The 11,266-nt window shown below is 70.9% G+C and carries 8 protein-coding genes and 1 pseudogene; all 9 read left to right on the forward strand.

Annotation, left to right across the window (positions count from 1 at the left end; all coding sequences use genetic code 11):
* Positions 1-267 precede the first annotated feature (267 nt).
* The 9 genes and pseudogenes from ABZ904_RS36210 (at position 268) to ABZ904_RS36250 (ending at position 10,936) form a co-directional block, all read left to right on the forward strand.
* Positions 268-1,146: an SDR family oxidoreductase gene (locus ABZ904_RS36210; RefSeq protein WP_361828262.1), complete on the forward strand. Its 879-nt coding sequence runs from the start codon at positions 268-270 to the stop codon at positions 1,144-1,146.
* Entirely contained in the window at positions 1,143-3,233 is a 2,091-nt protein-coding gene (locus tag ABZ904_RS36215; protein WP_361001455.1) for an acetate--CoA ligase family protein, read from the forward strand. The genes ABZ904_RS36210 and ABZ904_RS36215 overlap by 4 nt, the downstream gene beginning before the upstream one ends.
* Before the next feature lie 76 nt (positions 3,234-3,309).
* Positions 3,310-4,491, forward strand: a complete 1,182-nt coding sequence (locus ABZ904_RS36220; RefSeq protein ID WP_361828265.1) for an acyl-CoA dehydrogenase family protein — start codon at positions 3,310-3,312, stop codon at positions 4,489-4,491.
* The gene (locus tag ABZ904_RS36225; protein WP_361828268.1) at positions 4,488-5,228 is read left to right on the forward strand and encodes an enoyl-CoA hydratase/isomerase family protein; all 741 of its coding nucleotides are present in this window, start codon (positions 4,488-4,490) and stop codon (positions 5,226-5,228) included. The genes ABZ904_RS36220 and ABZ904_RS36225 overlap by 4 nt, the downstream gene beginning before the upstream one ends.
* Positions 5,225-6,718, forward strand: a complete 1,494-nt coding sequence (locus ABZ904_RS36230; protein ID WP_361001464.1) for a cytosine permease — start codon at positions 5,225-5,227, stop codon at positions 6,716-6,718. The genes ABZ904_RS36225 and ABZ904_RS36230 overlap by 4 nt, the downstream gene beginning before the upstream one ends.
* Positions 6,715-8,430: a CocE/NonD family hydrolase gene (locus ABZ904_RS36235; RefSeq protein WP_361828271.1), complete on the forward strand. Its 1,716-nt coding sequence runs from the start codon at positions 6,715-6,717 to the stop codon at positions 8,428-8,430. The genes ABZ904_RS36230 and ABZ904_RS36235 overlap by 4 nt, the downstream gene beginning before the upstream one ends.
* A gap of 4 nt (positions 8,431-8,434) precedes the next feature.
* Positions 8,435-9,301, forward strand: coding sequence for a 3-hydroxybutyryl-CoA dehydrogenase (locus tag ABZ904_RS36240; protein ID WP_361001470.1), 867 nt, complete (start codon positions 8,435-8,437; stop codon positions 9,299-9,301).
* A gap of 150 nt (positions 9,302-9,451) precedes the next feature.
* On the forward strand, positions 9,452-9,895 hold the full coding sequence (locus ABZ904_RS36245) for a hypothetical protein (protein ID WP_361001473.1): 444 nt from the start codon (positions 9,452-9,454) through the stop codon (positions 9,893-9,895).
* A pseudogene (locus ABZ904_RS36250) lies at positions 9,856-10,936 on the forward strand (integrase core domain-containing protein). The gene ABZ904_RS36245 and the pseudogene ABZ904_RS36250 overlap by 40 nt, the downstream one beginning before the upstream one ends.
* The last annotated feature ends 330 nt before the right edge of the window (positions 10,937-11,266 follow it).

Consider the following 11,266-nt stretch of genomic DNA (forward strand, 5'->3'; position numbering starts at 1 on the left):
AATCGCAATACCCCTGGTGTGTGCGGGTGTCGGCCGATGTTCTGCATCCAGCGAAAATCCCAGGTGGTGCAGCCTATTGACAGTGCCTTCGAAGCATCCCACAGTGAGGGCAATTCCCAACCGACGCATCAGTCAGTCAATGTGCCGCTCCGGGCCGACAGCCGCACGCCCATGCCAGCCGCCCCGTATTCCCGCATGTCCGCATGCCTGAATGCCGGAATGCGCGCATGGCCGGAGGCCTGGATCCCGGCACAGAAAGAGAGCACCGTGGGGACGACACCACTGCGCCCTGACGTGCACGACGGCAAGGTCGTGCTGATCACGGGTGGAGGCACCGGCATCGGCCGGGCCGTTGCCATTGACTTCGCCGCTTGCGGGGCGCAGGTCGTGGTCTGCGGCCGCCGCCCTGGCCCCCTGGCGGACGTACGCGCCGAGATCGCGGCCGCCGGCGGCACCTGCGTGGCCGTGCCCGCGAACATCCGCGAGGAGAGTGCGGTCACCCACGTCGTGGACGTCGCCCTTGAGGCGTTCGGCCGCATCGACGTGCTCGTTAACAACGCCGGTGGCCAGTTCACCGCCCCCGCCGAGGAGATCACCTCCAAGGGCTGGCGCGCGGTGCACGATCTCGCCGTCGACGCCGGCTGGGCCATGACACGTGAGGTCGCCGTCCGCTCGATGATCCCGAACCGCTCCGGAGCCGTGTTCTTCATGGCCTTCTCCCCGCGGCGCGGTATCCCGGGCATGGTGCACGCCACCTCCGCCCGTGCCGCCCTGGAGAACCTCGCCGCCGGGCTGTCCCTCGAGTGGAGTCGCTACGGCATCCGCACCGTGTGTGTCGCTCCCGGCACCATCGCCACTGAGGGGATGGAGGCCGCCTACGGCGAGGAGGACCGCCGCACGTGGGAGCAGGCCGTCCCGCTCGGTCGGTTCGGCCGCCCCGAGGAGGTCTCCGGGCTCGTGTCCTTCCTCGCCTCGCCCGGCGGCTCGTATGTCACCGGTACGACGATCATCGTCGACGGCGGCGCCGACGCCTGGGGCACCGGGCATCCGGTCCCGGGCCTGGAGACCCTGCACACCCTGCACACCCCCGACTCGGACACCTCCGACTCCCCGGACAGCCTGGACGCCCTGGAGGTGGCCCCGTGACCCTCACGCTTCCCGACGGCGCGGCCGTGCCCGCCGCCGTTCGCGATCTCTCCGCACTCTTCGACCCGGCCTCGGTCGCCGTCATCGGCGCCAGCAACGACCAGACCAAGTACGGTAATTGGATCGCGGTCCAGGCGCTGCGCAGCGACCACCAGCGCCCCGTCCACCTGGTCAACCGTCGCGGCGAGCCGGTACTCGGCCGCTCCGTGCACCGCCGCGCCGTCGACGCGCCGGGCGGCGTGGACCTTGCCGTGGTCGCCGTCCCCGCCGCCGGCTTCGCGGACGCCGTCGACGACGCGCTCGCTGCCGGTGCTCGTGCCATCGTCGGCATCACCGCCGGCTTCGCCGAGCTTGGCGAGGAGGGCCGGCAGCGCGAGGCGGCCCTGGCCGAGCGCATACGGCAGGCCGGCGCGGTGCTGCTCGGCCCTAACTGCCTTGGCGTGCTCGACACCACCAGCGGGCTGCGCCTGGCCTCCAATGACATGCCCGCCGGTCCCGTCGGCTTCGTCTCCCAGAGCGGCAACATGGCGCTTGAGCTCAGCCGCCATCTGGAACGGGACGGCCTCGGCTTCTCCCGGTTCGCCTCCCTCGGCAACCAGGCCGACCTCACCGCCGCCGACCTCATCCGCAGCTACACCGAGCACGACTGCACCGAACTGATCGCCCTGTACTGCGAGGACTTCGGCGACGGGCGCGCCTTCGCCCGCGCCGCGGCCGACGCCGTACGCGCCGGGAAGCCCGTCGTCCTGCTCACCGTCGGCGCCGGACAGGCGTCCATGCGCGGCGCCCGCTCCCACACCGGAGCCCTGACCAGCGACTCCGCCGTCATCGATGCCGCGTGCCGCGCCGCCGGCGTGGATCGCGTCACCACCGTCGCCGAACTCGCCCATCTGCTCGGCGCGCTGCACCGCAACCGCCGCGGCGGCGGGCCGCGCGTCGCCGTCATCGCGGACGGCGGTGGCCACGCTTCGCTCGCCAGCGACGTCGCCGAGGCGCACGGCTTGCTGGTCCCGGAGTTCGGTGCCGACCTCATCTCCGGTCTGGCCGCCGAGCTCCCGCCCTCCGCCGGCACCGCGAACCCGGTCGACCTCGCCGGAGCAGGGGAGCAGGACATCACTTCCTTCGGCCGGGTCCTCGACCTGGCCCTGAGCGCCGACGAGGTCGACGCCGTCCTGGTCACCGGCTACTTCGGCGGCTACGGCGGCTACGGCGAGGCGCTCGCGGACGCCGAGACCGTCACCGCCCGCGTAATGGCCGAACACATCCGCGCCCATGGCAAGCCGGTCGCATTCCACACCATGTACGCGGAGCGCCCCGCGGCCAGGGAGCTGCACGACCAGGGCGTGAGCGTCTTCGGCTCCGTGGAGCACGCGGCCCAGGTCCTCGGCCGGATCGCCGAGCGCGCCGCACGTCCCGTCCCGTATGTACCGGCGCTGCCGCGGCCCGCCGCCCCCGCCCCGGACGACGGCTACTGGAGCGCCCGCGAACTGCTGCGCCAGGGCGGCCTCGACTTCCCCGCCGCCCACCTGGTCCGCACCGAGGACGAGGCGGCCACGGCGGCCAGGGAGATCGGCGGGCCCGTCGTCCTCAAGGCCATGGGGCTGCTGCACAAGTCCGACGCCGGCGGTGTCGCACTCGGCCTCGCCGACGAGGCCGCGGTACGGGCCGCGCACGCCGACATGACGCGGCACCTCGACCCCCCCGGTTACTGCGTCGAGGCCATGGCCGACACCGCTCACGGCGTCGAACTCATCGTCGGCGTTCGGCGCGACCCCCGCTTCGGCCCGGTGGCGCTCGTCGGCCTCGGCGGCATCTTCACCGAGGTGCTGCGCGACATCCAACTCGCGCTGGCGCCCGTGACCGCGGCCGAGGCGGAGGCGCTGCTGGACCGCTTGACCGCCGCGCCCCTGCTGCGCGGCGTACGAGGCCGGCCGGCCGTGGACCTCGCGGCCGCGGCCCGAGCGGTCGAGGCCATCACCGCCGTCGCCGCCGCACACCCCGAGATCGCCGAGCTGGAGGTCAACCCTCTGCTCGCCACGCCGAAGGGCTGCCTGGGCCTGGACGCCCGCATTGTCCTCGGCTCCTGACCCGGACCGAGGCCGGCCCGCACCACGTACACCCCCTGCACGCACAGCCGCACGACGTCACAAGGAGACACCCGTCATGGACTTCGCGTACACCCCGCGCCTGGCCGAGCTCAAGGAGCGCGCCGCCGCACTCGCCGACAAGATCGTGATCCACGAGGACGCCTGCGAGGCCGGCAACGGCCTGTCGCCCGAGGTGCTGCGCAGCATCCGCGACGAGGTGCTCGCCAGCGGACTGCAGGCCGTCAACATGCCCACCGAATGGGGCGGCGCCGGTCTGACCATCCTGGAGCAGGTCGTCGTGCAGGAAGAGCTCGGCAAGCTCACCAACGCCTTGTGGGACACGGTCTGGCGGCCCGCCAACGCCCTGTCCGCCTGCACCCCCGAACAGCGCGAGCGCTACCTCGTCCCCGACATCCTCGGACAGCGCCGTGACGCCGTCGCCATCACCGAGGCCGACGCCGGCTCCGACCCGCAGGGCATCACCACCACCGCCACCGAAACCGCGGACGGCTACCGCATCGACGGCGAGAAGTGGTTCGTCACGGTCGGCGACGCCGCCGACTTCTTCCTCGTCCTCGCCCTCGTCGGCGAAGAGAAGGCACCCACTCTCTTCCTCGTCGACAAGGACCTGCCCGGCATCCGTCTCAAGCGCGTGCCCCGCTACATGCACACCTTCGTCTACGAGCACCCCGAATACATCTTCGAGGGCGTCGAAGTCGGCAAGGACGCGGTCCTCGGCGAGGTCGGCGGCGGCTACGACCTGACCCGCAGCTGGTTCACGGAGGAGCGCCTGATGATCGGCGCCCGCACGGTGGGCGCCGCCGAGCGCGCGCTCGCCCTGGCCACCGAGTGGGCCCGCGAGCGCGTGCAGGGCGGACAGCCCCTGATCGAGCGCCAGTTGATCCAGGCCATGCTCGCCGACTCCGCCGTCGACATCGCCGTCAACCGCGCCTTCGTCCACCAGGTGGCTTGGGAGTTCGACCAGGGAGGCGACCGCAAGACCCTGCACGCCAAGGCGGCCATGGCCAAGCTGTCCGCCTCCGAGGCCGCGGGCCGCGTCATCGACCGGGCGGTGCAGATCTTCGGCGGCCGCGGCTACATGCGCGACTACCCCGTCGAGCGGCTGTACCGCGAACTGCGCGTCGACCGCATCTGGGAGGGCACTTCCGAGATCCAGCGCCTCGTCATCGCCAACGAGATCAGCAAGCGCGGCCTCGGCATGCTCGACTTCCCGACGGCCGGAAGCACCCAGGCGTGACCGCCGGCACCGTCGAGATCCGGCGCAGCGGCAGCACTGCCGTGCTGACGCTGCGCCGGGAGGCGAAACTCAACGCCCTCTCCACGCACCTGGAACGTGAGCTGCTGCGCGCCCTGGACGACAAGGCGGTCACCACCAGCCGCGCGGTCGTTCTCACCGGCGGCAACCGGGTCTTCTCGGCCGGCGCCGACACAGGCGAGCTGCGCGAGATGACCCCCGAGGCCATCACCGCGTACTACCGCGACTCCGGAGCGGTATACGAGAGGATGGCGGCCCTGCCGCAGCCCACCGTGTCCGCCATCGCCGGCTACTGCCTCGGTGGCGGCCTGGAACTGGCCCTCGCCACCGACTTCCGGATAGCGGACCCGACTGCCAAGTTCGGCCTGCCCGAGGTCGGCATCGGCATCCTGCCCAGCTCCGGCGGCACCTACCGTACGGTCCGCGCCGTCGGTCCGGCCCGCGCCCGCGAACTCGTCCTGCGCGGTCGCCGCCTGACGGCCGCCGAAGCCCACGCCTGGGGACTGCTCACCGAGGTCAGCGAAGAGGGCGCGCACCTGGAGCACGCCCTGCGACTCGCCGACGAACTGGCCGCACTCCCGCCCCTCGCGGTCGCAGTCACCAAGCGCGTCATCGACGCCGCGGCGGACGCCCCGCGCGAGTCCTCCCTGCTCCTTGAGCAGCTTGCGTACGCGTCCCTCAACCAGACAACCCACCCATCCACCGAGGACCCGACATGACCGTCACCTCGAACTCGACATCCCCCCAGGCGCCAGCCCCGCTCGCCAGCGGCCGCCCCGTCATCGAAACCCGCTCCATCGACTACGTCCCCCTCGCCGAGCGCCACGGCAAGGTATGGCACCTGTTCCCGGTGTGGTTCGCCGGCGACGCGCACCTGGCCACCGTCGCAACCGGCGCCATCGGCGTCGCGCTCGGCGGCAATCTGATCTGGACGGCGATCGCCGTCGTCCTCGGCAGCGCCTTCGGCACGTTCTTCATGGCCTTCCACTCCACCCAGGGACCGCAGCTGGGGCTGCCGCAGATGGTGCAGTCCCGCCCGCAGTTTGGGTTCGTCGGCGCTCTGCTGGTGTGGATCACCGCGCTCGTGACGTACATCGGCTACACCGCGTTCAACCAGATCCTGGTCGGCCGCACGCTGGAGCACCTCGCCCATGTGCCCAACTCGGCGAGCTACATCGGCTACGCGGTGGTGGGCATCGTACTGGCGGTGGTCGGCTACGACTTCATCCACCGGGCGTCGCGCTGGCTGACGTACCTCATGTTCGTGGCACTGGTCGTGTTCACCGTGGGCATCGTCGTGGTGGACCCGTTCAGCCCCGCCCAGCTCGACCTGGGCGCCTTCGCGCTGGCGCCCTTCCTGGTGCAGTTCTTCACAGCGGCCGTCTACCAGCTCTCCTGGGCGATCTACGTCTCCGACTACTCCCGCTATCTGCCACCGACGGTGGGCGTGCGCTCCTCGTTCTGGTGGACCTACCTCGGGGCGACGATCGGCGGCGCGTGGATGATGCTGGTGGGCACGGTGGCCGCCGGGCTCTTCCCGAAACTCGCCCTCGTCGAGTCGGTCATCTCCGCCGGTGACGAGGTGTTCCACGGATTCGGCATGACGCTGCTGCTGGCCTCGGTGGTCCCGCTGATCACCATCGGCACGCTCAACTTCTACGGCGGCAGCCTGACCCTGCTGTCCAGCATGGACTCGATCCGGCAGATCCGGCCCACCGTGGCCAAACGAGTGGCGACGCTGATCGTCATCGGCCTGCTGTCCACCGCGATCGCCTTCAGCTCCGACGAGACGTTCCTCACGGAGTTCGAGAACTTCCTCGTCGTCCTCGGCTATCTGTTCACCCCGTGGACGGCGATCAACCTCGTCGACTTCTATGTGGTGCGCCGGGGCCACTACTCCATCCGGGAGATCTTCAACCCGCGCGGCATCTACGGACGGTGGAGCTGGCGCGGGCTGATCTCCTACGCCGTCGGCTTCGCCTCGATGATGCCGTTCGCGGTGGTGGGCAACAGCATGGGGCCGGTGGCGCGGTGGCTGGGCGGTCTGGACATCACCATGATCGTCGGTCTGGTCGTATCGGCCGGCCTGTATCTGCTGGTCTGCCGGTCGCTGGACCTGACGGCCGAGCGTGCCGTGGTCGACCGCGCCGATGAGGGCCTGGATCCGGACGTCCCGGCCGGTACGTCCGTCACCGCGCACTCCAGGTGAGCACGGCCGTCCCCGTGCCGTTCGGTACGCCCGTCCCGCAGGCGGAGCCCTTCCGGGTGCCCATGCGGGACGGCGTCCGGCTGCACACCGAGGTCCACCTGCCGCCGTCGCCGACCAGGTTCCCGGCGGTGCTGATCCGCACGCCGTACGACAAGACGCACCCAGACACCCTGCTGCCGGACATAGCGGCCAGGTTGACCGGGGCCGGACTGGCCGTGGTGACGCAGGACGTACGCGGCAAGATCCGCTCCGAGGGCGTCCCGGCGCCTTTCGCCACCGAAGTCCCCGACGCCTGGGACACATTGGAGTGGATCACGGCACAGCCCTGGTCGGACGGCACGGTGGGCTGCTGGGGCAACTCCTACTACGGCTACACAGCCTGGGCAGCCGTCGCCTGCGGCCACCCGGCCGTCAAGGCGCTCGTCTCACGTCTGACCACCACGGACATCGGTGGCGAACTGGTCAACCGCAACGGGGTGTTCAGGCTGGGGCCGATGGTGGAGTGGCTGACCTCCACCTGGGCCGACCGCGCCAATCTGGTGCCGCGGTTCGACTGGTCCCAGCGGCCGTTGGCGAAGCTGCTGGACGCGGTGACCGCGACACCCGGGGTAGTGCCGCTGTCCGAGTGGGCCACCGCCTCGCCCACCGACAGGCGCTGGCATCAGGCGGCGTTCGACGGCCGCGCCCCTGGGCATGGACGGGTGCCCACCTTGCACTGGACGGGCTGGTACGACCTGTTCCAGAGCGGACAGCTGCGCGACTGGCGACGGGCCCGGCAGACGGCGGGCGCGCCGCAGTACCTGATCGCCACCGCCACCGACCACCAGGACGACGTACTCACCGCGAACGGGCGCAGCCCGGACCACCTCACGGATCCGGCCGCCCGGGAGGCGATGCTGGACCGTTCGCTCGGCCCGGTGATCGACTTCCTGCTGCGGCACCTCGGAAGGCGCGAGAGCGGTGATCCCGCCTGGTCCGTCCGATGGGAGAGCACCGGCGGCGGCCGACGGGCGGCCACGCGCTGGCCTCCGCCCGGAGCGGTCACCCTCCGGCTCCACCTCACCGACGCCCGCGCCGCGACGGCCGGCCCCGAAGGCGGAGCACTGTCCCGGCGAGCCGGTGGGACGCCCGCCTCGGCGAGCTGGGAACACGATCCCGAAAACCTCGTACCGACCACCGACTGCAACTGGTGGCGGCCCCTGCTCGCACTGCCCGACGAGCGGAGCGCAGAGCGGCGGCCGGACGTGCTGACCTTCACCGGTACGGCCTCCCGCCACCCGCTGCAACTGGCCGGCCCGGTCAGGCTGGTGCTGCCGGTTACCTCCACCGCGGCCGTGGGCCACCTGGTCGTCAAGCTCTGCGACGTGGCACCCGGCGGCACCAGCAGGCGGATCCTGGAGGCGCCGTACCGGATGCACGGCGACGGCGAGGCATGGCACCGGGCACACATCGAGCTCGGCGACACCGGACACCGGGTCGAACCGGGACACCGGCTCCGTGTCCAGGTGGCATCGAGCTGCTTCCCGCTGTACCTCCCGCACACCGCGGGCACCACGCACCCGTGGTCGACGCGCCGCCTCATCGGCAGCACCCAGCGGCTGCTGACCGGCGGGCAGGACGGCGCGTACCTGGAACTGACCGCGCTGCCCGACACGCACACACCTCCATTTGCCGAGACCGATGGTGTCGGCCGCCAGGGAAAGGACAGATGACCGCGTGGACACCCTTCACCGGATGGGCGTCGTGGGCGCCGGACTGATGGGCTCGGGGATCGCCGAGGTCAGCGCCAGGGCCGGCCTGGACGTCCTGGTCGCCGAGAGCGGCCCCGACGCGCTGGCCGCCGGGCGACGGCGCATCGAACAGTCACTGGCGCGCGGCGTGCGCAGCGGAAAACTGTCCGACGCGGACCGCGAACAGGCGCTCGCCCGGGTGCGTCTCACCACCGACCTCGGTGAGTTCGCGGACCGGGACCTGGTCGTCGAGGCCGTCGCGGAGACCGAGCAGGTCAAGGTCGACGTCTTCGCGGCCCTGGACAAGGTCGTCGAACGCGAGGACGCCATCCTCGCCTCCAACACCTCATCGATACCGATCATGAAGCTCGGCATGGCCACCGCCCGGCCCGAGCAGGTCGTCGGCATCCACTTCTTCAACCCTGTCCCGGTCCTCGCCCTGGTGGAACTGGTGCCCTCGCTGCTGACCGACCAACAGACCCGGCAGCGCGCCGAGCACTTCGTCACCACGGTGCTCGGCAAGCAGGTCATCCGTTCCACGGACCGCGCGGGCTTCGTGGTGAACGCACTGCTCATCCCGTATCTGCTGTCCGCGATCCGGATGCTCGAATCCGGTTTCGCATCCGCCGCCGACATCGACCAGGGCATGGTGCTCGGCTGCGCGCACCCGATGGGCCCGCTGGCCCTCGCGGACCTGATCGGACTCGACACCACGCACGCGATCGCCGAGTCGATGTACGCCGAGTTCAAGGAGCCGCTGTACTCGCCGCCTCCGCTGCTGCTGCGCATGGTCGAGGCCGGTCTCCTCGGCAAGAAGACCGGCCGCGGCTTCCATGACTACGGGGCCGGTTGAGCCCCCTGCGTGGCTGACCCGGCTAGGCGGGTCAGGGGGCCGTCATGAGGGTCTTGGGGCTGTCCTCCGCCTGGCGTGAGCGCAGCGGCAGGAAGACCCTGCGGGTGCCGATTATTACGTCCGAGCTGGGCAGGCTGCATGTTCGTACTCATGGAAGAGGCCGCCGAGTCAGTCATGTCGATGGGTGTTGAGGCGGTCGAGCCGGTCCGGATCGGTGATCGGTTCGGGGAGCGGCCGCAGGGGTGCCGCGCTGCGCAGGGTGCGGTGAGGCCGATGCTGCGGCCGGGCGATCGCCGCCGGGTTGGTCGCCGGTCGCCTCAGCAAGGGCCGCTTGTGGCGGCACGATCCCCCGAGAGGTGCAGCCTGTACGGCGATTCGCTGGTGTCCTGCCCCGGGTCGCTGGTCATCGTGGACCTGCAGCTCCCAGCGCAGCAACTGGAGCTCGTGCCCGTCGAGACGGAAGACGCCGGCGACGTCGAGACGATGTCCCTGTTCTGGCCTGCAGCTTCTCCGCGCGTGGCGACGGCCTCCACGGCGCCTGGGATGATCCTTCGATGCCGCTGTCCATCGTCACCGCGCTGGTCCGAAATCTGATCACGGTGCCCGCTGGCATCCTGCGCAGCCGCGTGGCCACGGATGCGGAGGTGTTGGCGCTGCGGCACGAGAACGCGGTGCTGCGCCGTCAGATCGCCCGGGTCCGCTACGAGCCCGCCGACCGGATCTGGCTCGCCGTCCTCTCCCGGCTGGTCCCGCGCGCGGTGGCGCCAGGCCTTCGCGGTCACGCCCGCGGTGTTGCTGGCCTGGCACCGGCGACTGGTCGCCGGGACGTGGACATTCCCCCGGCACCGCCGCCCGGGCCGGCCGTCCACCGCATCCACCGTCAAGCAGCTCATCCTGCGTCTGGCGCGGGAGAACGGCGCCTGGGGCCACCGGCGCATGCAAGGCGAGCTCGCCCGCCTCGGCTACCCGATTGCTTTGTCCACGGTCTGGCAGATTCTGCACGCCGCCGGCATCGATCCCCCCGCAGCGCTCCAGCCCAACCTGGCGTCAGTTCCTCACCGTCCAGGCCCACGGCATCATTGCCGCCGATTTCCTGCACCTCGACGCCGTGGCGCTCAAGCGCCTGTACGCCCTGGTCTTCATCGAGCACGACATCCGGAGCCTCCATCTCGCCGGCGTCACCGCCCATCCCACCGCCGCCTGGACCGTCCGGCAGGCCAGGGACCTCGCCATGACGCTGGGGTGCCGCATGGACTGGCCGGGCTTCCTCCCGCGGGACCGGGACAGCACGTACACCGAGGCCTTCGACGCCGTCTTCCAGGCCGACGACGTGGAGATCCTGCTCAGCCCGTCCCGAGCGCCGAGAGCGAACGCGATCCGCGAGCGAGCCGTGGGCACCCTACGCCGCGAGATCCTCGACCGGATCTTGCTCTACCACGAGGCCCACGCCCGAGTGGTCCTGGCGAGTACATCCGGCACTACAACAGGCACCGGCCCCACCAGGCTCGGCGGCAACTACCCCCGAACCACGCCGAACCACCCACACCGGCCACCGCCACCGACCTCCAGGCCCACCGAATCCGGCGACAACCCCTCCTCGGTGGCCCGATCAACCAGTACCAGAGAATCGCCTGACCGAACGGCCTCGCCGCAGCTCACAGCGCCGAATCGCATTTTCGAGCGGCACAGGCTCTGGAGTGCGCGTTCAGTGATCGTTTCGGAATGTAGTGATCAACACCGTTGCGTTTACTTCCGTGAGCGGTTCGCGAGCCCGTGCTCGAAGAACGTGATGGCGGTATGGATGCTGTAGTTCTGGCTGGTCGTGGGGTGCTGTCCTGCGTTCGGCCCGTATTTGCTGGTGGGGTTCTTAACGGGTGCGGGCCTTGACGCGGTGCCGGCGGCGGGCGGGGTGTAGAGCGTCGAGGACGGCCCGGCCGATGGTGCCGACGAGCTCGACGGGTCCCG

It is taken from the genome of Streptomyces sp. NPDC046900 (assembly GCF_040644975.1).
Taxonomy (GTDB): Bacteria; Actinomycetota; Actinomycetes; order Streptomycetales; family Streptomycetaceae; genus Streptomyces.

What these genes read in the sequence shown, in the direction of transcription:
- ABZ904_RS36245 (WP_361001473.1), top strand. Translation starts at nt 9,452, where the DNA reads ATGGAAGAGGCCGCCGAGTCAGTCATGTCGATGGGTGTTGAGGCGGTC.
- ABZ904_RS36220 (WP_361828265.1), top strand. Translation starts at nt 3,310, where the DNA reads ATGGACTTCGCGTACACCCCGCGCCTGGCCGAGCTCAAGGAGCGCGCC.
- ABZ904_RS36230 (WP_361001464.1), top strand. Translation starts at nt 5,225, where the DNA reads ATGACCGTCACCTCGAACTCGACATCCCCCCAGGCGCCAGCCCCGCTC.